Annotated in this window: 21 protein-coding genes and 1 pseudogene; 10 read left to right on the top strand and 12 right to left on the bottom strand. The window is 62.8% G+C overall.

The annotated features are described in order from the left end of the window. Nucleotides 1–14: 14 nt before the first annotated feature. The 4 genes and pseudogenes from mqo to U9R80_RS19150 form a co-directional block, all read right to left on the bottom strand. Nucleotides 15–1,613 carry a malate dehydrogenase (quinone) gene (mqo, locus tag U9R80_RS19140; RefSeq protein ID WP_301841669.1) on the bottom strand — a complete coding sequence of 533 codons (1,599 nt, stop codon included), beginning with the start codon at nucleotides 1,611–1,613 and terminating at the stop codon, nucleotides 15–17. Between the two features lie 391 nt (nucleotides 1,614–2,004). Continuing rightward, nucleotides 2,005–2,772: a methyl-accepting chemotaxis protein gene (locus U9R80_RS27395; protein ID WP_442964984.1), complete on the bottom strand. Its 768-nt coding sequence runs from the start codon at nucleotides 2,770–2,772 to the stop codon at nucleotides 2,005–2,007. 165 nt (nucleotides 2,773–2,937) lie between these two features. Continuing rightward, nucleotides 2,938–3,687, bottom strand: a pseudogene (locus U9R80_RS27400) (methyl-accepting chemotaxis protein); the annotation flags it as partial. Nucleotides 3,688–3,831: 144 nt separating this feature from the next. Further along, complete coding sequence (locus U9R80_RS19150) at nucleotides 3,832–5,604, bottom strand: ABC transporter transmembrane domain-containing protein (RefSeq protein ID WP_301841672.1); 1,773 nt, start codon at nucleotides 5,602–5,604, stop codon at nucleotides 3,832–3,834. Between the two features lie 282 nt (nucleotides 5,605–5,886). Between U9R80_RS19150 and U9R80_RS19155 the strand changes: the two genes are divergently transcribed. Next, nucleotides 5,887–6,063 carry a PA1571 family protein gene (locus tag U9R80_RS19155; RefSeq protein WP_301841674.1) on the top strand — a complete coding sequence of 59 codons (177 nt, stop codon included), beginning with the start codon at nucleotides 5,887–5,889 and terminating at the stop codon, nucleotides 6,061–6,063. Between the two features lie 53 nt (nucleotides 6,064–6,116). Here the strand turns inward: U9R80_RS19155 and pdxB are convergent, their stop codons facing one another. Then, complete coding sequence (gene pdxB / locus U9R80_RS19160; protein WP_301841675.1) at nucleotides 6,117–7,259, bottom strand: 4-phosphoerythronate dehydrogenase PdxB; 1,143 nt, start codon at nucleotides 7,257–7,259, stop codon at nucleotides 6,117–6,119. Between the two features lie 154 nt (nucleotides 7,260–7,413). Between pdxB and U9R80_RS19165 the strand changes: the two genes are divergently transcribed. Then, nucleotides 7,414–8,811 (top strand): MATE family efflux transporter, encoded by a 1,398-nt coding sequence (locus U9R80_RS19165; RefSeq protein WP_301841677.1) that lies wholly within the window; start codon nucleotides 7,414–7,416, stop codon nucleotides 8,809–8,811. Here the strand turns inward: U9R80_RS19165 and tusA are convergent. After that, nucleotides 8,808–9,050 carry a sulfurtransferase TusA gene (tusA, locus tag U9R80_RS19170; protein WP_301841678.1) on the bottom strand — a complete coding sequence of 81 codons (243 nt, stop codon included), beginning with the start codon at nucleotides 9,048–9,050 and terminating at the stop codon, nucleotides 8,808–8,810. The two genes, U9R80_RS19165 and tusA, sit on opposite strands and share 4 nt — an antisense overlap. A 96-nt stretch (nucleotides 9,051–9,146) precedes the next feature. Beyond that, nucleotides 9,147–10,211, bottom strand: coding sequence for a 23S rRNA (cytidine(2498)-2'-O)-methyltransferase RlmM (rlmM, locus tag U9R80_RS19175; protein ID WP_301841679.1), 1,065 nt, complete (start codon nucleotides 10,209–10,211; stop codon nucleotides 9,147–9,149). Nucleotides 10,212–10,464: 253 nt separating this feature from the next. Here rlmM and acnA point away from each other — a divergent pair, with 253 nt between their 5' ends. From acnA to U9R80_RS19190, 3 genes are all read left to right on the top strand, one after another. Next, a complete protein-coding gene (gene acnA, locus U9R80_RS19180; protein ID WP_301841680.1) occupies nucleotides 10,465–13,206 on the top strand; it encodes an aconitate hydratase AcnA in 2,742 nt (913 codons plus the stop codon). Nucleotides 13,207–13,357: 151 nt separating this feature from the next. Continuing rightward, nucleotides 13,358–14,131 (top strand): CPBP family intramembrane glutamic endopeptidase, encoded by a 774-nt coding sequence (locus tag U9R80_RS19185; RefSeq protein ID WP_301841681.1) that lies wholly within the window; start codon nucleotides 13,358–13,360, stop codon nucleotides 14,129–14,131. A gap of 75 nt (nucleotides 14,132–14,206) precedes the next feature. After that, nucleotides 14,207–15,772 (top strand): methyl-accepting chemotaxis protein, encoded by a 1,566-nt coding sequence (locus tag U9R80_RS19190; RefSeq protein WP_301841682.1) that lies wholly within the window; start codon nucleotides 14,207–14,209, stop codon nucleotides 15,770–15,772. A 41-nt stretch (nucleotides 15,773–15,813) separates the two neighbouring features. On the opposite strand, the gene U9R80_RS19195 is transcribed toward U9R80_RS19190, so the two are convergent. From U9R80_RS19195 to U9R80_RS19210, 4 genes are all read right to left on the bottom strand, one after another. Continuing rightward, nucleotides 15,814–16,701: a pseudouridine synthase gene (locus U9R80_RS19195; RefSeq protein WP_301841683.1), complete on the bottom strand. Its 888-nt coding sequence runs from the start codon at nucleotides 16,699–16,701 to the stop codon at nucleotides 15,814–15,816. Nucleotides 16,702–16,751: 50 nt separating this feature from the next. After that, nucleotides 16,752–17,063, bottom strand: a complete 312-nt coding sequence (locus U9R80_RS19200; RefSeq protein WP_301841684.1) for a transcriptional regulator — start codon at nucleotides 17,061–17,063, stop codon at nucleotides 16,752–16,754. Nucleotides 17,064–17,155: 92 nt separating this feature from the next. Beyond that, nucleotides 17,156–17,587: a D-Ala-D-Ala carboxypeptidase family metallohydrolase gene (locus U9R80_RS19205; protein WP_301841685.1), complete on the bottom strand. Its 432-nt coding sequence runs from the start codon at nucleotides 17,585–17,587 to the stop codon at nucleotides 17,156–17,158. A 94-nt stretch (nucleotides 17,588–17,681) separates the two neighbouring features. Then, nucleotides 17,682–17,918 (bottom strand): glutaredoxin family protein, encoded by a 237-nt coding sequence (locus U9R80_RS19210; RefSeq protein WP_301841686.1) that lies wholly within the window; start codon nucleotides 17,916–17,918, stop codon nucleotides 17,682–17,684. Between the two features lie 177 nt (nucleotides 17,919–18,095). On the opposite strand from U9R80_RS19210, the gene U9R80_RS19215 reads away from it, so the two are divergent. After that, the gene (locus U9R80_RS19215; protein ID WP_301841687.1) at nucleotides 18,096–20,054 is read left to right on the top strand and encodes a monovalent cation:proton antiporter family protein; all 1,959 of its coding nucleotides are present in this window, start codon (nucleotides 18,096–18,098) and stop codon (nucleotides 20,052–20,054) included. A gap of 6 nt (nucleotides 20,055–20,060) precedes the next feature. Here U9R80_RS19215 and U9R80_RS19220 read toward each other — a convergent pair whose 3' ends face one another. Next, complete coding sequence (locus U9R80_RS19220; RefSeq protein ID WP_301841688.1) at nucleotides 20,061–21,269, bottom strand: ammonium transporter; 1,209 nt, start codon at nucleotides 21,267–21,269, stop codon at nucleotides 20,061–20,063. 302 nt (nucleotides 21,270–21,571) lie between these two features. Here U9R80_RS19220 and U9R80_RS19225 point away from each other — a divergent pair, with 302 nt between their 5' ends. From U9R80_RS19225 to U9R80_RS19240, 4 genes are all read left to right on the top strand, one after another. Next, a complete protein-coding gene (locus tag U9R80_RS19225; RefSeq protein ID WP_028945888.1) occupies nucleotides 21,572–21,886 on the top strand; it encodes a DUF883 family protein in 315 nt (104 codons plus the stop codon). A gap of 10 nt (nucleotides 21,887–21,896) precedes the next feature. After that, nucleotides 21,897–22,274, top strand: coding sequence for a phage holin family protein (locus U9R80_RS19230; protein ID WP_301841689.1), 378 nt, complete (start codon nucleotides 21,897–21,899; stop codon nucleotides 22,272–22,274). Continuing rightward, nucleotides 22,271–22,603 carry a hypothetical protein gene (locus U9R80_RS19235; protein WP_301841690.1) on the top strand — a complete coding sequence of 111 codons (333 nt, stop codon included), beginning with the start codon at nucleotides 22,271–22,273 and terminating at the stop codon, nucleotides 22,601–22,603. The genes U9R80_RS19230 and U9R80_RS19235 overlap by 4 nt, the downstream gene beginning before the upstream one ends. Nucleotides 22,604–22,681: 78 nt before the next feature. Beyond that, nucleotides 22,682–24,013 (top strand): deoxyguanosinetriphosphate triphosphohydrolase, encoded by a 1,332-nt coding sequence (locus tag U9R80_RS19240; protein ID WP_301841691.1) that lies wholly within the window; start codon nucleotides 22,682–22,684, stop codon nucleotides 24,011–24,013. The last annotated feature ends 139 nt before the right edge of the window (nucleotides 24,014–24,152 follow it).

Raw genomic sequence — 24,152 nt, forward strand, 5'->3', positions numbered from 1 at the left:
TACCGCAGCAATGCTTACAGCGCAGGCTCAGCCTGTACCGCAGCAGCACCTTCCGGCAGCACCGGAACATACAGCAGACCCAGGCGCGAGCTGCTCCATTCACGGGTCTTGTTGGTCAGCTCAAGGTTGTTGTTGAGCTTCTGACCGTAGGTAGGAACGATCTCCTTGAGCTTGGCCTGCCACTCAGGAGTCTTGATGCGATCCTTGTAGGTCTTCTCCAGCACGGTCAGCATGATCGGTGCGGCGGTCGACGCACCTGGCGATGCACCCAGCAGCGCGGCGATGGTGCCGTCCTGGGACGCGACGACTTCAGTACCGAACTGCAGCACACCACCGTGAACCGGGTCCTTCTTGATGACTTGAACGCGTTGACCGGCCTGCAGCAGCTTCCAGTCTTGGTCCTTGGCGTTCGGGTAGTACTCGCGCAAGGCATCCATGCGGTCTTCGAAGCTGAGCATCAGTTGACCCATCAGGTAGGTGCTCAGGTCGATGTTGTCGATCCCCGCATGCGTCATCGGCAGGATGTTGTGCGTGGTCAGCGCCGCGAACATGTCCAGCAGCGAACCGTTCTTCAGGAACTTGGTGGAGAACGTGGCGAACGGGCCGAACAGCAATACTTCCTTGCCGTCGATCACACGGGTGTCCAGGTGCGGAACGGACATCGGCGGCGCGCCAACCGAAGCCTTGCCGTACAGCTTGGCCTTGTGGCGGGAAACGATGTCCTGGTTGTCGGTCATCAGGAACTGGCCGCCGACCGGGAAGCCTGCGTAGCCCTCAGCCTCGGGAATGCCCGACTTCTGCAGCAGTTTCAGGGCGCCACCACCGGCACCGATGAAGACGAACTTGGCCTTCACGCTGCGCTCCACACCCTTGTTGGCCAGGTCTGCAACGACCACGGTCCAGGTGTTGTCGGCATTGCGCACGATGTCGCGCACTTCGTGCTGCACGTGCAGCTTGACGTTGTCGTGCTTGGTCAGCGAGGCAATCATCTGGCGAGTGATCTCGCCGAAGTTGACGTCGGTACCAATCGACATGCGGGTTGCGGCGATCTTCTGGTCGGCAGCACGGCCTTCCATCACGACCGGTACCCACTTCTGGATCTGGGCGTGGTCTTCGGAGTATTCCATGCCGCGGAACAGCGAGCTGTGCTGCAGGGCTTCATGGCGCTTCTTGAGGAACTCGACGTTCTTCTCGCCCCAGACGAAGCTCATGTGTGGAACGTTGTTGATGAACGATTTCGGGTTGCTCAGCACATTCTGCTCGACCTGGTAGGCCCAGAACTGCTTGGAGATCTCGAACTGCTCGTTGACCCCGACCGCCTTGCTGATGTCGATCTTGCCGTCGGCACCTTCGCTGGTGTAGTTCAGCTCGCAGAACGCGGAGTGGCCGGTACCGGCGTTGTTCCAGGCGTTGGAGCTCTCTTCGGCGACCTTGTCCAGGCGCTCGTAGATGTCGATCGACCAGCCCGGCTCCAGCTCATTGAGGTAGGTACCCAGGCTTGCACTCATGATGCCGCCGCCGATCAACAGCACGTCTACGGTTTTCTCGGGCTCGCTGGGCTTGGAGCAGCCAATGACACTCAGGCACAGGAGCGTCAGCAGGATTTTTTTCATAATTCAATCCAATTGAGGTGAAGTAATTGGCAATGACCGCTGGTCCCGTTGTGCACGCCCGGATTCTTGTTGTCGCTCGCGCAGACCAAAGCTTAGCTGGGCCCGGCATTCAGGCAACCGGCCTGAAGGCACGCGCTAGGGTTGGCGGCTGGGGTTGTTCGATGGATCGGGAACGGTCGTCACCCTGACGGTTGGCTGTAAAGACGGCCGCCGGGTGTTTGCGAGGCATAGGCCTGCTCGCCTTTAAGCACAAAACAGGCCAACTTCTGCAATACCAAGGGCTAATAGCTAGGACGCGTCGTCGCACCCCATATTTAACGGTTTTACTGGCGACATTCCGCCACACCCTCAGCCTCAGCGCCGCTGATGTGGCGGATTTCCCCCTGCCTGGTCAGGCACTTAACCGCGCCGTCACTTCGCCCAACTGCCCCGACAAGCCATGCAACCGGTGCCCCGCCTGCTCGGTATGCTGCACAGCTTGCTGGTTGGCGGTGGCGATATGGGTGATTGCCTCCAGATTGCGGGAAATGTCTTCCGCGACACTGGTTTGCTCTTCAGCGGCGGTGGCTATCTGCCGGCTCATGTCGCGAATGGCTTCTACGGCCACAGTAATGCGCTGCAGCATCTGTCCGGCGTGCTGAACCTGCTCGGCACCTTCCTCGCTACGCTGCTGACCACTTTCGATGGCCTTGACCGCCTCCAGGGCGCCGGACTGCACCGCGCTGATGATCTGGTTGATTTCAGCAATCGAGGCCGCCGTGCGCTGGGCCAGGCTGCGCACCTCGTCGGCGACCACGGCAAAGCCGCGCCCCGCCTCCCCTGCCCGCGCCGCCTCGATGGCGGCATTGAGCGCCAGCAGGTTGGTTTGCTCGGCAATCCCGCGGATCACCTCCAGTACCTTGCCGATCCGGGCGCTGTCCGACTCAAGGTGGCGAATCACCGCCGCCGTGCCGGCGATTTCCTGATTCACCGTAGCGATGGTGGCGATGGTGGCCTGCATCACCTGCTCACCGGCCTGGGCACTGTGATCGGCGTCATCGGCCGCACTCGCCGCTTCTGCGGCATGACGCGCAACTTCCTGGGCCGTGGCGGACATTTCATGCATCGCCGTGGCCACCTGGTCGGTGCGCTGAAACTGGTCATCGGTGCCGCGGGCCATGCTGCCGGCCAGGGTACGCAATTCGCCGCTGGCGGCTTCCAGCTCACCGGCATTGTTCTGCAAGCGAGTGATGGTATCGGCGAGAAAATCCCGCAGGGTATTGGCCGCGACCGCCAAACGGCCCAGCTCGTCCTGGCGGTTGCTGGGAACGCGCGCCTCGAAGCGCCCCTGGCTCAGCTGCGCGACATAGTCGATCAAGCCCCGGATCGGCTCGATCAGGCTGCGATTTACCAGCCACAGGCTGAACAAGCCGACCAGCAATGCCGAGCCGAACATCACCAGCAGCCCCAGCCACACGGTCCGTTCTGCCGACTGACTGATCGCTTGGGCGCGCGCCTGGGCATCGCTGCGCAATTGGGTGACCAGCGCGCTCATTTGCTCACTGGCGGCGCGGTCCACGCCCTTGACGGCCTGATCGCCGGCCACGGGATCGCCGCCAGCGGCAAGAAACGCCTGGCGCCCGCGCTCATAGGCCTGCCCAAGCTCGCGGTGGCTTGCCTTCAATTGCTCGGCGCGCGCCTTGAGCGTTGCATCGCTACCCTGGATCAACTGCTCGAGAATGCGCTGCACCTGCTGCTCACGGGCGAGAAACTGCTGCCAGTATTTATCCCGCTCGGCCGGCTGCTTGCCGCGCAACAGCACGTTTTTCCATTCCTGGACCTGAACCTTGAACTGCAGATTGGCCTCATCGATCAACTGTGAGGCCTGCAGCGGCCCGTCAATCAACTGCCCGTACCCACGCACACTGGACGACAGCAATTGAAAGCAGACCAGCGCGATCAGCAGTATCGCCAACAGGCTGCCACCGAGTAACGCAAGGATTTGCACTCTGAGGGATTTACGCAACATCGAAAGGAATCTCGGTACAAGAAAAAGAGGGAGCGACGCAACCTGGCATCGACGAGGCAATGACATCCCTGTCCTCGTTCGCGTAGCGTTGCTACAGGCGAAAAAAAAGCTGCCATCGTTCGATAGCAGCCAAGTTCGAGCGTTACGCAACAGCTAGGGCAGATACTCTCAGGGGATTGCTACAGAAATGTGACAGCCCGTGGAACCTTGTCACAAATCCGTAACGACGTTGAACTGCAGGGCCGCCAGCCGGGCGTACAACGGGCTTTCGGCAATCAGCTGACGGTGAGTGCCGACCGCCACCAGCCGCCCCTGGTCGATGACCGCAATGCGGTCGGCATGCTGGATGGTGGCCAGGCGATGGGCGATCACCAGCGTGGTGCGCCCGCCCATCAAGGCCGGCAGTGCCTGCTGGATCAAGTGCTCGCTCTGGGCATCCAGGGCACTGGTGGCCTCGTCGAGCAGCAGTATCGGCGCATCCACCAGCAAGGCCCGGGCAATCGCCAGGCGCTGGCGCTGGCCACCGGACAATCCCAGGCCAGCATCGCCCAAATGGGTTTGATAGCCCTGGGGCAGTTGCAGGATGAATTCATGGGCGTGGGCACTGCGCGCAGCAGCCTGCACCTGCTCGGGTGTGGCATCGGGGCGCCCGTAGCGAATGTTCTCCTCCACGGTGCCGAAGAACAGCGCCGGGTTCTGCGCCACCAGGGCAAAGTGCCTGCGCAGGTCCTGGGGTTCGAGCCGGCTCAGGTCCTGGCCATCCAGCAGGATGCGGCCTTGCTGAGGATCGTAAAAACGCAGCAACAGATCGAACAAGGTTGACTTGCCCGCCCCGGAAGGCCCGACCAGGGCCACGGTTTCTCCCGGCTCCACGCTGAGGCTCAAGCCATCGACGGCTGCAGTCTCCGGCCGCGACGGGTAGGCAAAGTGCAGGTTCTGCAGCTCGAGTCGGCCGCTCACCCGGGCAGGCGTGTGCTCCAGCCTCTCTGCCGGAGCGGTGATTTCGCTGCGCGCCGCCAGCAGCTCTGCAATCCGCTCAGCCGCCCCGGCAGCGCGCTGCAGTTCGCCAATCACTTCGCTCAGGGTGCCGAAGGCACTGCCGACGATCAGGCTGTAGAAAACGAAGGCCGCCAGCTCCCCTGCCGATATCCGCCCGGCGATCACATCCATGCCGCCGACCCAGAGCATCACGCCAACGGCGCCGAGCACCAGCACGATCACCAGGGTAATCAGCCAGGCGCGTTGCAAGATGCGCTTGCGTGCAACGCTGAAGGCCGCCTCCACGGTGCTGCCGAAACGCTGCTGGTCCTGCGCCTGGTGGTTGTAGGCCTGCACGGTCTTGATCTGCCCCAGGGTTTCGGCCACGTAGCTGCCCACATCGGCCACGCGGTCCTGGCTCTGACGCGACAGCGCGCGAACCCGCCGCCCGAAGATCAGGATCGGCGCCAGCACCAGCGGCAAGGCCAGCACCACGATGCTGGTGAGCTTGGGGTTGGTGATAAACAACAAGACGATCCCGCCCAGCACCATCAGGGCATTGCGCAGGAACAGCGACAGCGACGAGCCGATCACCGATTGCAACAAGGTGGTGTCGGCGGTCAGGCGCGACTGGATCTCCGAACTGCGGTTACGCTCGAAGAAGCCGGGATGCAGGTAGATCAGGTGATCGAACACCTGCTGGCGGATATCTGCCACGCAGCGTTCGCCGATCCACGACACCAGATAAAAACGGCTGAAGGTACCGATTGCCAGTGCCAGCACCAGCACCAGGAAAAAGCCGATGGACTGCTGGAGCAGCTGCGGCGAGCGGGTCATGAAGCCCTGATCGACCATCAGGCGTATGCCCTGCCCCAGGGACAGGGTGATCCCCGCAGTGACCACCAGCGCCAGCAAGGCCACCAGCGCCTGCTTGCGATAAGGACGAATAAAGTGCCAGCCCAGGCGCAGCGCCTGGCGCTGGCGGGAAGTAATGCGATTGAACATGAAAGGGCCGCTGATCAACAATTTCGCCCAGCCTACACCTGACCGCTCGTCTTGCGCCAAGGAACTCGTGGCAAGCGAGGCCGTCGGATCCGGACCAGGGCATGCGAACCTTTAAGGTCCGCCTTGAAAGTGGCTAGACCGTTTCGTTCTAAAGTACTGCTGGAGGTTTAGTCAGGATTCTGGTGGACTGGAAGCGTCGTACAGTGATCACCGAAGAGGCTGTCACAGCCCGGTCACGAAGCGCACCTAGTCTGAGCTTGCAACCTGATGAGGAGACGGGAAATGGGCTTGCAACAAGGTAGTACCACGCAGCAGAAAACCACGCCTAATCCACAGGCGCCGGTAGGTGGATCGATCATTGACCAACATGGTAAAGAGATCACGATCACCGAAGAGATGATCCAGCAAGCCTGCGAGAAGCTGGAGCAAAGCCGCAAAGAACCCGCCAAGAAAGACTGACCCACCCAGATTCTTGAACCCGGCGTAAACGCCGGGTTTTTGTTGCCTGCAATTCAGACCAGCACGCCACCCAGGGCACGGACCATCTGCGCCAGTTGCGGCGCGTCGCCGTGCAAGCGCACGGTAAGGCCCTCGATCTCGCGACGAGCAGGGTAGTGCTTGCGCAGTGCATCGAACGCCGCTTTTTGCTCGGCCGGATCACTGCTCAGGCTGCGACGAAAATCCGCATCGTCGCGGCGTGGGTCGTACACGGCGCGGCACAGGGTGGCCAAGGCCCACGCCGGATCGGTTTCGGCCTGCAGGCCAATCTCGGCCAGCCAGGGTTGCGGCAGCAGGTCGGCCAATTGCACCGAAGCCGGCTCACCGCGCCAGGCACAGAACGCCTGATAGATCTGTGCGGTACCGCGCTGCTTGCCGTCCAGGCTGTAGCCGGCAATGTGCGGCGTGGCCAGCACACAGAGGTCGGCCAGCTCCAGATCTACCTGCGGCTCTCCCTCCCAGACATCCAGCACGGCCAGCACGTCTTCGCGCTCCAGCAGCAGCTCGCGCAGCGCCTCGTTATCGATGACCGGGCCTCGGCTGGCGTTGATCAGCCAGGTGCCTGGGCGCACACCCGCCAGTTGCTCGGCACCCAGCAGGTGCCAGGTGGCGTGCTCGCCCCCACGGGTCAACGGGGTGTGCAGGCTGATCACATCGCAGTCAGCGAGAATCCGCTCCAGGCTGACGTAATCACCGCCTTCACGGGCCTGGCGCGGCGGATCGCAGACCAGCACGTTCCAACCCAGGCCGCGCAACACGTCCACCAGACGCCCCCCCACCTCACCGGCGCCGACCACGCCATAGGTACGGCGCGGCAGTTCGGCACCATCGAGTTCGGCCAGGGTCAGCAGGCTGCCCAGTACATAGTCCACCACCCCGCGCGCGTTGCAGCCCGGAGCGCTGGACCAGTGGATGCCGGCCTGGACAAAGTAATCCAGGGCCAAGTGGTCGGTGCCGATGGTACAAGTGCCGACAAAGCGCACCTTGCTGCCTTCAAGCAATGCCTGATCGACACGGGTCACCGAGCGCACCAGCAGAACATCGGCGTCTTTCACGCAGGCTGCGTCAATGGCGCGTCCGGGATAGCGGCGGATCTCGCCAAAACCTGCAAAAAAGGAATCGAGCAGCGGGATATTCTCGTCGGCAACAATCAGCATGGCGCTCTCCTATCGGGGTGCGCAGTGTAGGCGCTTGACCGAGGCTAATCCAGCAAGGTGGATCGCCGACCAGCGTGTTTCCTGACCCATGCGTCAACGCGTACACTACGCTGTCCTGTGCAACTTTCTTGTGGACGCCTGCCTTGTGACATCGATGACCGCCAACACCCTCCCTCCTCCCCCGCCCCGCACCACACGAATACGTACCGAACTGCGTGGCCTGTTGCTGCTGGCAACACCCATCATCATCGCGCAACTTGCCACCACGGCCATGGGCTTTGTCGACGCCGTCATGGCCGGACGCGTGAGCCCACGCGACCTAGCCGCCGTGGCACTGGGCAACTCGATCTGGATTCCTGTGTTTCTATTGATGACCGGCATCCTGCTGGCCACCACACCCAAGGTCGCCCAGCGCTTTGGCGCCGGCCAGCATGCCGAAATCGGCCCACTGGTGCGCCAGGCCCTGTGGCTGGCGTTGTTTGTCGGGCTGATTGCCAGCGGATTGCTGATCAGTGCCGAACCCGTCCTGCACGTCATGAAGGTTGACCCGCAGTTGATCGAGCCGAGCATGGGCTATCTGCAAGGCATCGCCTTCGGTTTCCCCGGCATTGCTCTCTATTACGTGCTGCGCTGCTACAGCGATGGCCTGGGCCACACCCGCCCGAGCATGGTCATCGGCCTGCTGGGCCTGCTGCTGAACATTCCGCTGAACTACGTGCTGATCTATGGGCACTTCGGCCTGCCGGCACTGGGCGGCGTCGGATGCGGCTGGGCCAGTGGCATTGTCATGTGGTTCATGGCTTTGAGCATGGCCGGCTGGAGTCGCTGGGCCCCGGCCTACCAGAACAGCCGCGTGCTGGTGCGCTTCGAGCGCCCGCAGTGGGCGGTGATCAAGCGCTTGATGGGCGTCGGCCTGCCCATCGGTATTGCAGTGTTCGCCGAATCGAGCATCTTCGCCGTGATTGCCCTGTTGATTGGCAGCCTCGGCGCGACCGTGGTGGCCGGGCACCAGATTGCCCTGAACATCAGCTCGCTGCTGTTCATGATTCCGTATTCACTGGGGATGGCGGTGACAGTGCGGGTCGGTCAGGCGCTTGGCGCGGGTGAACCTCGCCAGGCCCGTTTCGCCGCCCTGGTCGGGCTGGGCACGGCGCTGGTGTTCGCCTGCCTCTCGGCGAGCCTGATCATGCTGATGCGCGAGCCGATTGCTTCGATCTATACCCCGGACACGGCAGTGATCCAGATTGCCTCGATGCTGATCGTGTACGCCGCGCTGTATCAGTTCTCCGATGCGATCCAGGTGATCGCCGCCGGTGCCCTGCGTGGTTATCAGGACACCCGGGTCACCATGATCCTGACCCTGTTCGCTTACTGGGGTATCGGCCTGCCGGTCGGTTACCTGCTGGGCCTGACCGAGCACTTCGGCCCGGCCAGTGGCCCCAACGGCTTGTGGGAAGGCTTGATCGCCGGCCTGACCTGCGCTGCGCTGATGCTGTCGATTCGCCTGGCGCGCAGCAGCGGCAAGCACATTCGCCGCGCTGAACGGGCTTAGTCGGCTTTTTTGCGGATCCAGTACAGGTAGGTGCCCGCATCTTCCTGCTGCTGGACCAGCTCGTGGCCCAGGAACACGCAGAACTTGGGGATATCGCGACGGGTCGACGGATCGGTGGCAATGACCTTGAGCAGGCCGCCAGCCGCCAGGTCGCGCACATGCTGGTGCAGCATCATCACAGGCTCTGGGCAGTTGAGGCCGGTGGCGTCGAGCACGGCGTCGGGGGTGAGGTCAGTCATGTAGCACTCCAGAAATAATCAACGTTGTCGGCAGGTACCAGCGGAGCCCGCGATTTGCGCGGGCTTCGCCGGCCTCATCGCGGGGCAGGCCCGTGCCTACCGCGGCTTGAGGTCCAGGCGGCGCAGGTGGCAGGTGACCTCTTCACGGTCGTGATACAGCTGCTTGCAGCCGATCGACACCTTGACCTTGCGGGCCTTGAAACCCTCCTCGATCCGCTCCAGCAAGCGCCGCACCTCGGCATAGCGCTGCTTCATCGGCAGCTTGAGGTTGACCACCGCCTCACGGCACAACCCTTCGCCCAACCAGGTTTCCAGCAGGGCCGCACTGCGCGCCGGCTTCTCGACGATGTCGCAGACCATCCAGTCCACCGTCTGCTTGGGCTTGTAGGTAAAGCCATCCGCCATCAGGTGCTGGACCAGCCCGGTATCCATCAGGCTCTCGGCCATCGGACCGTTATCAATGGCCGTCACCAACATGCCGCGCTTGACCAGTTGGTACGTCCAGCCGCCCGGCGCAGCCCCAAGGTCGACACCGGTCATGTCATCCGAGAGCCGCGCGTCCCACTGATCACGGGGAATGAAATGATGCCAGGCCTCTTCCAGTTTCAGGGTCGAGCGGCTCGGCGCCTCGCGGGGGAATTTCAGGCGCGGGATACCCATCGGCCACATCGCCGAGTTGTCCGCCGCCGCCAGGCCGACAAACACCCGCCGCCCACTGACGAAGGTCAGCAGCAAGCGTGGCTTGCTCGGGTCGTCGACCAGCCGCCCGGCCTTGCTCAGGGCCTTGCGCAACGGCACCTCGAACTTGCGGCAGAAGGTCGAAAGCTCCTTGCCGTCGTTGGTATCCATGACTTCCAGCCACAGACTGCCACACACCGGGTAGTCGCCCAGGGACTCCAGCAAAACGCTGATCCTGTCGGTTTCCGGCAGCTCGATGAAGGCACCACGGGCCCACTGCCGCGGGAAGATCAACTGACTGAAACGCATCTCGCGCATCAAGCGCTCGGCGCCTTCGGCATCGTTGCAGATGAATTCGGCACACGCACTCTGCGGCTTGGCCTTGGCGTAGCCGGCGACGTTCAACCGCGCGGCATGGTCGGCGATTTCGGAACACACTTCGCCCTCGAAACCGGGCCGGCAATGCATAAACAGGGTATTCATCTTCACTCCAGAACGGTTGGCGGCCAAACACCCCAACCCTGACCGGGCGCAATGCACAGCGCCGGTAAATCGGCGAATGATAAAGGAAGTTCGGAACTGGCGACACGCCCCGCCGGTCCAGTACTTGGTCAGGTCCGCCAAACAGGGCTAACCTGACCGCTCAGCCAGGTCCGTGCCGTGCGGACCGTCACAGAGGCGGTGAATCGGCGACTGCAGGGAAGATTGCCGATCACCGGCGCAGAAGGAGTTGGAAATGCCCTCGCTCGATAGCCTGAAAACCCTCAAGACCTTGACGGTCGCCGACCGTGCCTACCACTACTTCAGCCTGACCGAAGCCGCCAAGAGCCTCGGCGATCTGCAACGCCTGCCCATGTCGCTGAAAGTGCTGCTGGAAAACCTGCTGCGCTGGGAAGACGCCAAGACCGTCACCCGCGACGACCTCGGCGCTCTGGCCGACTGGCTCAAGGAGCGGCGCTCCGACCGCGAGATCCAGTACCGCCCGGCGCGGGTACTGATGCAGGACTTCACCGGCGTACCGGCCGTGGTCGACCTGGCCGCCATGCGTGCGGCCATGGCCCGGGCCGGCGGCGACCCGCAACGGATCAACCCGCTGTCGCCGGTGGACCTGGTCATCGACCACTCGGTAATGGTCGACCGCTATGCCAGCCAGGAAGCCTTCGCCCAGAACGTCGACATCGAGATGCAGCGCAACGGTGAACGCTATGCCTTCCTGCGCTGGGGCCAGAACGCCTTCGACAACTTCAGCGTGGTGCCACCGGGCACCGGCATCTGTCACCAGGTCAACCTGGAATACCTTGGCCGCACGGTCTGGACCCGCGAGGAAGACGGTCGCACCTACGCCTTCCCCGATACCCTGGTGGGCACCGACTCGCACACCACCATGATCAACGGACTGGGCGTACTCGGCTGGGGTGTGGGCGGTATCGAGGCGGAGGCCGCCATGCTCGGCCAGCCGGTGTCGATGCTGATTCCGGAAGTCATCGGTTTCAAACTGACCGGCAAATTGCGTGAAGGCATCACCGCCACCGACCTGGTGCTGACGGTCACCCAGATGCTGCGCAAGAAAGGCGTGGTCGGCAAATTCGTCGAGTTCTACGGCGATGGCCTGGCCGACCTGCCGCTGGCCGACCGCGCCACCATCGCCAACATGGCCCCGGAGTACGGCGCCACCTGCGGATTCTTCCCGGTCGACCAGGTAACCCTGGACTACTTGCGCCTGTCGGGCCGCCCCGAGGCAACCGTCAAGCTGGTCGAAGCCTACTGCAAGGAGCAGGGCCTGTGGCGCCTGCCCGGCCAGGAGCCGGTGTTCACCGACACCCTGGCGCTGGACATGCACGAGGTCGAAGCCAGCCTGGCCGGACCCAAGCGGCCCCAGGACCGGGTCGCCCTGTCCCAGGTCAGCCAGGCGTTCGACACTTTTCTCGGCCTGCAACTGCGCGCCTCGAACAAGGAAGTGGGCCGCCTGGAAAGTGAGGGCGGCGGCGGTGTGGCCGTGGGCAACGCCGACCAGGCCGGTGAAGTCAGTTATGAACATGAAGGCCAAAGCCACCTGCTGCGCGATGGCGCGGTGGTGATCGCGGCGATCACCTCCTGCACCAACACCTCCAACCCCAGCGTCATGATGGCCGCGGGCCTGGTGGCGAAAAAAGCCGTCGAAAAAGGCCTCAAGCGCAAACCCTGGGTCAAGAGTTCACTTGCCCCCGGCTCCAAGGTGGTGACCGACTACTACAAGGCTGCAGGCCTTACGCCCTATCTGGATGAACTGGGTTTCGATCTGGTCGGCTACGGCTGCACCACCTGCATCGGCAACTCCGGACCGCTGGACGAGGCCATCGAAAAAGCCATTACCGGCGCCGACCTCACCGTGGCCTCGGTGCTCTCGGGCAACCGCAACTTTGAAGGCCGGGTGCATCCGCTGGTGAAAACCAACTGGCTAGCCTCGCCGCCGCTGGTGGTGGCCTATGCCCTGGCCGGCAGCGTGCGCCTGGACCTGTCCACCGAGCCGCTGGGCACCGACACCCATGGGCAACCCGTGTACCTGCGCGATATCTGGCCGAGCCAGCAGGAAATCGCCGCGGCGGTCGCCAGCGTCAACACCGCGATGTTCCACAAGGAGTACGCCGAAGTCTTCGCCGGCGACGCCCAATGGCAAGCCATCGAAGTGCCCCAGGCGGCGACCTATGTGTGGCAGGACGACTCCACCTACATCCAGCACCCGCCGTTCTTCGATGACATCACCGGCCCCTTGCCGCACATCGAGGACATTCACGGCGCCCGGGTACTGGCCTTGCTCGGCGACTCGGTGACCACCGACCACATTTCCCCGGCCGGCAACATCAAGGCCGACAGCCCCGCCGGCCGCTACTTGCGCGACAAGGGCGTGGAACCGCGTGATTTCAACTCCTACGGCTCGCGTCGCGGCAATCACGAAGTGATGATGCGCGGCACTTTCGCCAACATTCGCATCCGCAACGAAATGCTCGGCGGCGAAGAAGGTGGCAACACCTTGTATGCGCCCACCGGCGAGAAGATGGCGATCTATGACGCAGCCATGCGCTACCAGGCCGATGGCACACCACTGGTGGTGATCGCAGGCCAGGAGTACGGCACCGGTTCCAGTCGCGACTGGGCGGCCAAGGGCACTAACCTGCTGGGGATCAAGGCGGTGCTGGCCGAGAGCTTCGAGCGTATCCACCGCTCCAACCTGGTCGGCATGGGTGTGTTGCCGCTGCAATTCATCAGTGGTCAGACACGCAAGACCCTGGCCCTGGACGGTAGCGAACGCATCGACATCCTCGGCCTGAGCACTGTGCACATCCGGCCTCACATGCCGCTGAACCTGAAGATCACCCGCCCGGATGGTCGCCAGGAACAGATCGAGGTGCTGTGCCGCATCGATACCCTCAACGAGGTGGAGTACTTCAAGGCAGGCGGCATCCTGCACTATGTACTGCGGCAATTGATCGCGGCCTGAAGCAACGGCCCGGCCCACAGCGGCCGGGCCTTTTCGTTGAGACGCCGGCCAGAACGGCGGCGCACCCTGGCCTTGGCGTGGCCGATGAACGTGTCCTGGTTGGCGCCCAGTAAGTCGTATGCATCAGGTCTTCACTGCCAAGGGAATCTACATGCTTGTCGCGCAAGGAATCGGACTGGCCATGCTCGGCCTGGGCTACGCCGTTGCACTGGCGTACGGCAGCCTCGGCCTGCTTGCCGTGCCAGGCCTGATCGCCCTGGCGGCGGCCGGACTGCTGGTGAACCGATCCGCCAGGTGGCTGCAGTCGATCGGCCACGCCCTGTTCCTGCTGCTGGCACTGGGCCTGGCCCTGCACTGGCTTCCGGGTTTCCAGGGCGCCAAGGTGATCGACCAGGCCGTTTTCAGCGCGGGCGCCCTGCCGTTTTCCATGTACCTGAACCTGGACAAACCCCTGATCGGCGTCTGGCTCCTGCTGGCCTGCCCCTGGGTGCTGGGTACCGTCGGCAAACGCCCGATGACTGGCCTGGCCCTGACGCTGCCGGCGGTCATCGCCGCATGCCTGGGCGGCGCCTGGTTGCTGGGCATCGTGGCCTGGGCACCCAAATGGCCCACGCAAACCTGGATCTGGGCGCTGAATAATCTGCTACTGGTCAGCCTGACCGAAGAGCTACTGTTTCGCGGGTACATCCAGGGCGGGCTTGAACGCCTGCTGCACAACCGCACCCTGGCGCTGCTGCTGGCCAGCGGCCTGTTTGGTCTTGCTCACCTGGGTGCCGGCTGGCCGTGGATGCTGCTGGCAACCCTGGCCGGGCTTGGCTACGGCCTGGCCTATCGCCAGGGTGGACTGTATGCCGCCGTGCTTTGCCATTTTGCGCTCAACCTGAGCCACTTCGTCGGCTTCACCTACCCCATGCTGAAGCCGTGACGAACTGCAAATATTCATTCAACAAAACCTCCACGCTGCCGATACCCCTCGAAAGCCTTGCGGATTGAACAGCTTATGCGTAACAACCAGCCGATTACCCAGCGCGAACGGACTTTCCCTGCTCAACAACGCTTGATCTCCACCACCGATGCCAAGGGTGTGATCACCTATTGCAACGATGCCTTCGTCGAGATCAGCGGTTTTTCCCGCGAGGAGCTGATGCGCGCACCGCACAACCTGGTGCGCCACCCGGATGTGCCGCCTGCCGTGTTTGCGCACATGTGGGCCACGCTCAAGCAAGGCTTGCCATGGATGGGCATCGTCAAGAACCGGTGCAAGAACGGCGACCACTATTGGGTCAACGCCTACGTCACGCCGGTGTTCGAGAACAACCAGGTCGTGGGTTTTGAATCGGTGCGGGTCAAACCCACGGCCGAACAGATCCGCCGGGGTGAAGCCCTGTACCAGCGCATCAACCAGGGCAAGTCGGCAATTCCGCGTCGCGACAAATGGCTCCCGGTGGTGCAGGACTGGTTGCCGTTCATTCTGGTCAGCCAGGTCGGCTTCCTGATCGGCAGCTGGCTGGGGCACTCCTGGGGCTTCGCCCTGGCTGCAGCCTTGTCGGTGCCACTGGGCCTGCTGGGCCTTGGCTGGCAGCAGCGCGGCCTCAAACGCCTGCTGCGCCTGGCCGAACAGACCACCTCCGACCCGCTGATCGCGCAGATGTACACCGACAGCCGTGGCGTCCAGGCCCGCCTGGAAATGGCCATGCTCAGCCAGGATGCACGGATGAAGACCTGCCTGACCCGCCTGCAGGACACCGCCGAGCACCTCAACGAACAGGCGCGGCAATCCGATACCCTGGCCCACAACAGCTCGTCGGGCCTGGAGCGCCAGCGGGTGGAGACCGAACAGGTCGCTGCCGCCGTCAATCAAATGGCCGCCACCACCCAGGAAGTGGCCAATCACGTGCAGCGCACGGCCGATGCCACCCAGGAAGCCAATCGCCTGACCGGCCGCGGGCGCGACATCGCCGGCGAAACCCGTGATGCCATCCAGCGGCTGTCGGCTGCCGTGGGCGAAACCGGCCTGACCGTGACTCAACTGGCCCGCGACAGCGATGAGATCGGTGGCGTGGTCGATGTGATCAAAGGCATTGCCGATCAGACCAACCTGCTGGCACTCAATGCGGCCATCGAAGCGGCCCGCGCCGGCGAGATGGGCCGAGGCTTTGCCGTGGTGGCCGATGAGGTTCGCCAGTTGGCCCAGCGCACGGCCGAATCCACCGGGCAGATCCACACCCTGATCGCCAAGCTGCAACAGACCGCCACCAATGCCGTGCAAACCATGGAGGCCGGTCATCGTCAGGCGGAGGAAGGCGTGGCGCGGGTGATGGAAGCCGACCAGGCACTGGTCGGTATCAGCGAAGCGGTGGCCAACATCACCGACATGGCCACCCAGATCGCCGCCGCGACTGAAGAACAGACGGCGGTGGCTGACGAGATCAGCCGCAACATCAGCACCATCGCCGAGCTGGCGGACCAGACCTCCGAGCAGGCCCAGCATTCGGCGCTGCTCAGCGAAGAGCTGACCCGCACCGCCACCAGCCAATACTCGTTGGTAGAGCGCTTCAACCGCTAAAAAAAAACGGCGCCCCCGTATCGGGCGCGCCGTTTTCCGCCTTACCAGTCGAGCGTCAGCCGACTTTCAAAATAGCGTTCTTCGCCACTGAGCGGGTCCGTGAAGCGCAGGCTGTGGGCCAGCAGCTTCAACGGCTTGCTGTAGTCGTCCGGCTGGTGAATGACCTGTGGGTAGAACGGATCATTGCAGATACTCGCCCCCAGCGCGGTCATGTGTACGCGCAACTGATGGGTCTTGCCGGTGACCGGTGACAAGCCGTAACGCCAGAGATCGCCGTGCTTCTCCAGTACTTCGGCCAGGGTCTCGCTGTTGCTCTGCCCTTCCACTTCCTGCATGCGAAAGAACGGCTCGCCATTCACCATGCGACTTTTATGAACCAGAGGAAACTCAAGCTCAGGCAGCGCCCGGGCAATGGCCTGGTAACGCTTGTCGATCTGGCGATTGGGGAACAGCGACTGATAGGCCGAGCGACTCTGCGGATTGGCAGAGAACAGCACAAGCCCGGCGGTGTGCCGGTCAATGCGGTGCAGGGGCACCAGGTTGGGGTTGTCCAGGCGACGGATCAGCCGGCGCAACAAAGTGTGCTCGACATACTCGCCCGTCGGGGTGACCGGCAGGAAGTGAGGTTTGTCCGCGACCACCAGGTGCTCATCGACGTGCAGGATCTGCTCTACAACCGGGATCGGTTTCTCGTTGGGCACTTCGCGAAAATAATGGATGCGCAGCCCAGGCTTATAGGCCAGCGTCACCGTGATCGGCTCACCCTGGGCATCCAGCACGCGTCCGCGGGCAATACGGTCAAGCCACTGCTCGCGTCCAATGGCTTTGAAATGGTCGCTCAGGCAATCGAGCACAGTCGCCCAGTTGCCAGGGGGCAGGCAGACCGTGCTGGCTTGGTGCTGGGCCGGATCGAAAGGGGCAGTGGCCATGGAAACGCTCGTGACGGATGGACCGGGCATTATCCCGCATGCCTGGCGCCTCAGCCAGCCTGGGGTGCAGCCGCCTCGACGAACTCCTTCAGCCAGCGCAGTACGTCGACAGCTTCCCAGCGGCCCGGGTCATACAAGGCATAGATGAGCCCCTGGTAGCCCACCACATCCAGCGGCCGGTGATACCCGGCACGCTGGAACAGGGCTTCGATCTCGGCAAAGCAGGTGTTGAAATGCAGTTTGTTGAACGGCGTCTTGCCCTCCAGCACCAGGCCATCGAGGCGCAACTCCAGCACCGCCTCGCTGACCACCTCGGTGGACATGCGATTGACGGTGTATTTCAGTTGTTCAACATTGACCATGATCCGGACCCTCGGGGTAAACGCCACCCCATATACTGTATTTATATACAGCATATTCAGAGATGTCTGCCGCGTCAATCAGGTAGCGGCTGTCAGACCAGCCCGGAGAGGTAACCGGTGCCCCGGCGAATCGTCAGCAATTGCCGGCGTTGCTGCCCATCGGCAAGACCAATGTGTACCCACTGGTCGTATTCGAGAATCAGCTGGTCGAACACCAGCGGGCTGTCGGCCACGCTTCGTGCCAATGCGGCTGGCGTCACGCCCGGCACGTTGATATCCACGGCCAGGCCCCGGGTATGAGCACTTGCGGGTGCCCCGCCAAGGGCGCTGTTCAACTCGACACTGCGATAGCCGCTGCTGACCAGCACCGGCTTGCCATGCAGCAGGCGTACCTGTTCAAGAAAGGCGCACAATCGAAGAAGGTTGACCTTGATCTGCGGGGTGGGTGAGTTGTCGATACCTCGACGCGCCGCCGTCTCCGACACCGTCATTTCAGCCAGCGTGAAGTGTTCACTCAAGTACATGGCCTGCTCCTTGGCATGCGGTTGCAAAACCAGGATTGTCCATGCCCGCCCCCTGCCACGCACGACAGGAAAACGCTCCACGCCCGTGGCTATTTCACTGCAAAAAGGCCACCACTTGCTCGGCATCGAACGGCCAGTTCAACTCGGCCCCGGTGTCGCAGCGGCGCAACACCGGAATCCGCAGACCATAGCGTTCGACCTGAGTCTCGTCATCGGCAATGTCGACCAGTTCGACCAGCAGGCCGTGCTCGACAAAGGGCATCAACACGGCTTCGGCCACTTCACACAGGTGGCAACCGAGGGTACCGAACAATTGGCATTCAGGAGGCATCTACAGGTACCGGCAAGAGTTACAAAGAGTCATCATTCTAGGTCCGCTGCCCATGACCGTCGAGCGGAAGGCCGCGCCCCTGACTGACATGCGGTCCCCTGATCCAGGTCAGCGCCCGAACAGCGACTATTGTTCAGACTTACTGGTTTTTCGCCGCTTTCCTACATGGAGTGTTTTGTGTTCGCCAACCTGTTAATCATCCTGGCCTCGTCACTGGTCGTCATCGCCTTCTTCAGACGACTGAAATTGCCCCCGGTACTGGGTTACCTGTGCGTCGGCCTGTTTGTCGGCCCCACCGCCCTGAACTGGGTCAACGAAAGCGAAGAGCTGCCGGACCTTGCGGAAATGGGCGTGGTGTTCCTGCTGTTTTCCCTGGGTCTTGAGTTCTCCCTGTCGAAAATGCTCGCCCTGCGCAACGTCGTATTTGGCCTGGGCAGCTTGCAGGTAGTCTGTTCGGCGGTCCTGCTGGCCGGCCTGCTGACCTTGCTGGGCATGCCGACAAACGCTGCGCTGATGCTGGGTGCCGGGCTTGCGTTGTCGTCCACCGCCATCGTCAGCAAGGAATTGACCAGCCTCGGCGAGATTTTCAGCAGCCACGGCCAGAACGCCATCGGCGTGCTGCTGTTCCAGGATGTGGTGGCCGTCTTGCTGCTGACGCTGGTGCCGGTGTTTGCCGGCGAAGGCGGCCAGGCCTGGTACTGGGCGCTGCCGCTGACCCTGGCAAAGACCGTGGTGCTGTTCATCGGTCTGCTGCTGGCCAGTCGCTGGCTGCTGCCCCGGCTGTTCCATGAAGTGGCCAGCTCCCATTCGGCGGAGCTGTTCGTGCTGTTGGCGCTGGTCATTGTGCTGCTGACCGCCTGGCTGACCCACCTGCTCGGCCTGTCCCCTGCCCTGGGTGCGTTCCTGGCCGGCATGTTGCTGGGCGAAAGCAACTATCGCCACCAGATCGAAGCGGATATCCGCCCGTTCCGCGACATCTTGCTGGGCTTGTTCTTCGTCAGTATCGGCATGCTGATCGACCTGCAACTGTTCGCCACTCACGGCCTGGAAATCCTCGGCCTGACGCTCGGCCTGCTGCTGATCAAAGGTATCGTGGTGGCAGCACTGGTCCGCCTACGCGGCAGCGATGCAGAGACGGCCTGGCGTAGCGGCCTGGCCCTGGCCCAGGGCGGTGAATTCTGTTTCGCCCTGATGGCGCAGATGCAGCAAACCCATCTGTTGCCCGAAGCCATCGGTAACCTGTTGCTGGCGGCCACGTTCTGCTCCATGGTCGTGACGCCCCTGATGCTGCGCGCCGCGCCTGGCATTGCTGCCCGCCTGCACCGCAAACCGAACCAGGAAGTCCACCTGGAAGAAATCGAGGCCCAGAGCGCCTCGATGAGTGGCCACGTACTGATCTGCGGTTACGGTCGTGTCGGCCAGTCGATCGGTCGTTTCCTGCGCCGGGAAGATATCCCTTTCATCGCCCTGGATGACGACCCTGTGCGCGTCCAGGAAGCGGCGGCCGGCGAAAACTGTGTGCATTACGGCGACTCGCGCCGGGGCGAACTGCTCAGTGCCATCGGCCTTGAGCGCGCGCGCTTGCTGGTGATCGCCGTGGACAAGACCGATATCGCCATGAGCGTGCTCAAGACGGCGCGAGAGCGTCATCCCCAGGTGCAGATCCTGGTCCGCACGCGCGACGACAGTCAGCGCGAAGAGCTGCGTGCCGCCGGAGCGACCGCCGTTGTGCCAGAGCTGCTCGAATCGAGCCTGATGCTGGCCTCCCATGCACTGGTGATGCTCGGCCTGCCCATGGAGCATGTCCAGCAGCGCATCGACGAGGTGCGCCAGACCCGCTATCGCATGCTCCAGGCCTTCTACCACGGCGCCCAGACCAGCCCGGTGGACAGCGAAGGCCAGCCCAAGACCATGATGCACGCGGTCAACCTCGGTGCCGACGCTTACGCCTGTGGGCGCGCCCTGACCGAGCTTGACCTGGAGAACCTGGGCGTCGAACTGCAAGCGGTGCAACGCAATGGCGAGGAGCTGGCCGTGAATGCTGGCACTTGCCTGCACGCGGGCGATGCAGTGTTGCTCAGCGGCCCGCTGTCGGCCCTTGAAGCATGCGAGGCACGACTGGTCGCGGGACGCTGAGGCGGATCATTCCTGGTTGGTGGCGCCGATCTTGTGAATCGACAGGTCGGCGCCGTAGTACTCCTGCTCCTGGCTCAGGCGCAGGCCATGCACCGCCTTGATCGCACCATACACGGCGAAGCCACCGAGCAGCGCCACCACGACCCCGGCCAGGCTGCCGATCAACTGGCTTACCAGGCTAACGCCCCCCAGGCCGCCCAGCGCTGTCTGGCCAAAGACCCCGCAAGCGATGCCACCCCACACACCGCACACGCCGTGCAGCGGCCAGACGCCCAGCACATCGTCGATCTTCCAAGTGTTCTGCGCCGCCGTAAAGCACCACACAAACAGCCCGCCGGCGATCGCGCCGGTGGCCAGGGCACCCACCGGGTGCATCAGGTCCGAACCCGCACATACCGCGACCAAGCCGGCCAACGGCCCGTTATGCAGAAAGCCCGGGTCATTGCGCCCCACCAGCAAGGCCGTGACGGTGCCACCGACCATGGCCATCAAGGAATTGACCGCGACCAGGCCACTGACCCCTTGCAGCGTCTGGGCACTCATGACGTTGAAGCCGAACCAGCCGACAATCAGGATCCACGACCCCAGCGCCAGAAACGGAATATTCGAAGGGGCAAAGGCCACCAACCTCCCATCCCGGTAGCGACCATTGCGCGGACCGAGCAACAGTACCGCCGCCAGCGCCAGCCAACCGCCCATGGCATGCACCACCACGGAGCCTGCGAAGTCGTGGAAGCCTGCGCCGAACTGCGCTTGCAGCCAGGCTTGCAGCCCAAAATTGCCGTTCCAGACGATACCTTCAAAAAACGGATAGACGAACGCGACGATCAGCACCGTGGCGCACAATTGCGGCGCAAAGCGTGCCCGTTCGGCGATACCGCCGGAAATGATCGCCGGAATCGCGGCGGCAAAGGTGAGCAGGAAAAAGAACTTCACCAGGCTGTAGCCGTGCTCACTGCTCAACACAGCCGCCGGCTGCAAGAAACTAACGCCGTAGGAAATCCAGTAACCCACAAAGAAGTAAGCCAGGGTCGAAACCGCGAAATCGCTGAGAATCTTGCACAGGGCATTGACCTGGTTCTTGTGCCGCACGGTGCCCACTTCAAGGAAGGCAAACCCGGCATGCATCGCCAGGACCATGACAGCACCCAGCAGAATGAACAGTGTGTTGGAGCCGTGAACGAGTGTGTTCACTGCACTTTGCAGGTTATCCATAAAGTCGGCAGGCCTCTCAAAAAGAGCACCAAGACAGCGCGGGACAACTCCTTTTTGCACCAGCCTGGATCACATGAAAGCCACCTCCTTGGCCGATCCTGCTGATAAGTGGAGTTTTTCCTTGGGTTTGTCGTGGATTGGTTTAAGGTTTAAAGGCCCGGTTACCTCCGTGCGCCCGGATTCGGCGCAGGCACCGGACCCGGCGCACCAATCCACAGCAAAAGCTGTACCAGCGTTTTGAACTGAACCTTCGCAAGCGCCCATTACTCGAAATAGCCACACACACCGTTAGGGAGAGCCCCATGGCCAGCAAATCGGCAAAGACTGCTCAAGACATATTGATGGCTGACTTCCAGGCCCTGGTTCGCGACACCGAAAAGCTGCTGGAGCACACCGCCACCTTGGCAGGTGACCAGGCTGACGAGTTGCGCGGCCAGATCCATGAGAGCCTGCTGCGTGCCAGGGAAACCCTGCAACAGACCCAGGACTCGGTACGTGAACGCGGCGAAGCGGCCCTGACAGCGACCGAGGACTACGTCCAGAGCAACCCCTGGCAATCCATCGGCATCGCCGCCGGGGTCGGCTTTCTGATCGGCCTGCTTGCCAGCCGTCGTTGAGGTCCGGGCTATGGAAAGCGAATCGAACAGCACCACCGGGGCATCCAGCAAGCGTCTAGGCGCAGCCGTGCTTGGCTTGTTGCATGGCCACGTCGAGCTGTTTGGCATCGAACTGCAGGAGCAGAAAGCCCGCACCCTGAGCCTGCTGCTCTTCGCCGGGCTGGCCCTGGTGTTCGCCCTGCTGCTGTTGGTCGCCCTCTCGGCCCTGGTGCTGGTGCTGCTGTGGGACAGCTATCGCCTGGCCGGCGTCATCGGCCTGTGCGTGTTCTACGGGGTAGCGGCCCTGTACTGTGGTTTGCGCTTAAAAGCTGCGGTGTTCGATGAGTCATCGCCCTTCAGCTCGACCCTCGAAGAACTCGCCAAGGACCGGGAGCGCCTGTTGCCATGAGCCTGCCTGAACTACCCAACACCACCAACCGCCGCGAACTGCGCAAGGCCCTGGTGCGACTGCGCCTGGAGATGCATCGCCAGGAAATCCGCCATGAGTCCGGGCAGTTGCTCAACCCACTGACTCGGCTGCGCGTCATGGGCGACAGCCTGCAGGGCGGGCTGGGCATCAAGCACGCGCCGTTGTGGGGTATCGGCGCCGTGGTGGTGCTGGGATTCCTGACTGGCAAAGGGGCCAGGGGCGGTGGCGTGAGCCGCTTGATCCGCCTGGGCACCAGCCTGATCCCGCTGCTCAAGCTGGCCCTGCAGGGTGCTGCCAGCAAGCGCTGAAGGCCAAGCACGCCAGGACTTGCAGAGACAGGCCCCACACGGGAAGCTAGGGGCCTGCATCTATCTGGAGTACAGGCCTTGGATTGGCAAACCCTGCTCACCCGCGAACGTCTCGGCAAGACCCTGCACAGCCCCGAAGAGCTGGGCCGCAGCCCCTTCCACAAAGACCATGACCGGATCATTTTTTCCGGCGCCTTCCGCCGCCTGGGACGCAAGACTCAGGTACACCCGGTATCGAGCAACGATCATATCCATACCCGACTGACCCACTCGCTGGAAGTCAGCTGCGTCGGTCGCTCCCTCGGCATGCGCGTGGGTGAAACCCTGCGTGATCGACTGCCGCAATGGTGCGAGCCCAGTGACCTGGGCATGGTGGTGCAATCTGCCTGTCTTGCACACGACATCGGTAATCCGCCCTTCGGCCACTCTGGCGAAGACGCCATCCGCCATTGGTTCCAGCAGGCCGCAGGACGTGGCTGGCTGGATGCAATGAGCGAGGCCGAACGCGGCGACTTTCTCAACTTCGAAGGCAATGCCCAGGGCTTTCGTGTACTCACCCAACTGGAATACCACCAGTTCGATGGCGGTACACGCCTGACCTACGCCACCCTGGGCACGTACCTCAAGTACCCCTGGACCGCTCGCCACGCCGACGCGCTGGGCTACAAGAAGCACAAATTCGGCTGCTATCAGAGCGAGCTGCCGCTGCTCGAACAGATCGCCCGTAAACTCGGTTTGCCCCAGCTGGAAGAACAGCGCTGGGCAAGGCACCCCCTGGTGTACCTGATGGAGGCTGCCGACGATATCTGTTACGCCCTGATTGACCTGGAAGACGGCCTGGAAATGGACCTGCTTGACTATCCGGAGGTTGAGTCGCTGTTACTGAGCCTGGTCGGTGACGATCTGCCCGAGACCTATCGTCAATTGGGCCCGCAGGACTCACGTCGACGCAAATTGGCGATTCTGCGCGGCAAAGCCATCGAGCACCTGACCAACGCCGCCGCCCGCGCATTCGTCGAGCAACAGGACGCCCTGCTGTCGGGGCAGTTGCACGGCGACCTGGTGGAACATATGCATGGGCCGGCCAAGCGTTGTGTACTGCAGGCCAAAGACATGGCACGCAAAAAGATTTTCCAGGACAAACGCAAGACACTCCACGAAATCGGTGCCTACACCACCCTCGAGATACTGCTCAACGCCTTCTGTGGCGCAGCGCTTGAACAACACGGAGGACGAACGCCTTCGTTCAAGAGCCGGCGCATCCTTGATCTGCTGGGCAACAATGCGCCAGACCCTACAGCCTCGCTACACACTTCGTTCTTGCGCATGATCGACTTTATTGCCGGAATGACCGACAGCTATGCCAGTGAAATGGCGCGAGAAATGACGGGGCGCTCAAGCCCGGTCTGAAAGAGTGAGGTGAACGGCCAGGAGGTGCGAGTGCGACAGTGCCCGAACACCTGGCCAGCGACTCAATTGAAGTAAATTAAACGCGAACGCTCCGACGCGTTTAAACACACAGTGCATTTAGCAATACCCCGTTACCAAT

The organism is Pseudomonas sp. JQ170C, from assembly GCF_035581345.1.
GTDB lineage: Bacteria > Pseudomonadota > Gammaproteobacteria > Pseudomonadales > Pseudomonadaceae > Aquipseudomonas.

Bases quoted from the DNA above. Each gene is read 5' to 3' on its own strand.
- mqo (WP_301841669.1), bottom strand. From the start codon at position 1,613: ATGAAAAAAATCCTGCTGACGCTCCTGTGCCTGAGTGTCATTGGCTGC.
- U9R80_RS27395 (WP_442964984.1), bottom strand. From the start codon at position 2,772: ATGGCCCGCGGCACCGATGACCAGTTTCAGCGCACCGACCAGGTGGCC.
- U9R80_RS19150 (WP_301841672.1), bottom strand. From the start codon at position 5,604: ATGTTCAATCGCATTACTTCCCGCCAGCGCCAGGCGCTGCGCCTGGGC.
- U9R80_RS19155 (WP_301841674.1), top strand. From the start codon at position 5,887: ATGGGCTTGCAACAAGGTAGTACCACGCAGCAGAAAACCACGCCTAAT.
- pdxB (WP_301841675.1), bottom strand. From the start codon at position 7,259: ATGCTGATTGTTGCCGACGAGAATATCCCGCTGCTCGATTCCTTTTTT.
- U9R80_RS19165 (WP_301841677.1), top strand. From the start codon at position 7,414: ATGACCGCCAACACCCTCCCTCCTCCCCCGCCCCGCACCACACGAATA.
- tusA (WP_301841678.1), bottom strand. From the start codon at position 9,050: ATGACTGACCTCACCCCCGACGCCGTGCTCGACGCCACCGGCCTCAAC.
- rlmM (WP_301841679.1), bottom strand. From the start codon at position 10,211: ATGAATACCCTGTTTATGCATTGCCGGCCCGGTTTCGAGGGCGAAGTG.
- acnA (WP_301841680.1), top strand. From the start codon at position 10,465: ATGCCCTCGCTCGATAGCCTGAAAACCCTCAAGACCTTGACGGTCGCC.
- U9R80_RS19185 (WP_301841681.1), top strand. From the start codon at position 13,358: ATGCTTGTCGCGCAAGGAATCGGACTGGCCATGCTCGGCCTGGGCTAC.
- U9R80_RS19190 (WP_301841682.1), top strand. From the start codon at position 14,207: ATGCGTAACAACCAGCCGATTACCCAGCGCGAACGGACTTTCCCTGCT.
- U9R80_RS19195 (WP_301841683.1), bottom strand. From the start codon at position 16,701: ATGGCCACTGCCCCTTTCGATCCGGCCCAGCACCAAGCCAGCACGGTC.
- U9R80_RS19200 (WP_301841684.1), bottom strand. From the start codon at position 17,063: ATGGTCAATGTTGAACAACTGAAATACACCGTCAATCGCATGTCCACC.
- U9R80_RS19205 (WP_301841685.1), bottom strand. From the start codon at position 17,587: ATGTACTTGAGTGAACACTTCACGCTGGCTGAAATGACGGTGTCGGAG.
- U9R80_RS19210 (WP_301841686.1), bottom strand. From the start codon at position 17,918: ATGCCTCCTGAATGCCAATTGTTCGGTACCCTCGGTTGCCACCTGTGT.
- U9R80_RS19220 (WP_301841688.1), bottom strand. From the start codon at position 21,269: ATGGATAACCTGCAAAGTGCAGTGAACACACTCGTTCACGGCTCCAAC.
- U9R80_RS19225 (WP_028945888.1), top strand. From the start codon at position 21,572: ATGGCCAGCAAATCGGCAAAGACTGCTCAAGACATATTGATGGCTGAC.
- U9R80_RS19230 (WP_301841689.1), top strand. From the start codon at position 21,897: ATGGAAAGCGAATCGAACAGCACCACCGGGGCATCCAGCAAGCGTCTA.
- U9R80_RS19235 (WP_301841690.1), top strand. From the start codon at position 22,271: ATGAGCCTGCCTGAACTACCCAACACCACCAACCGCCGCGAACTGCGC.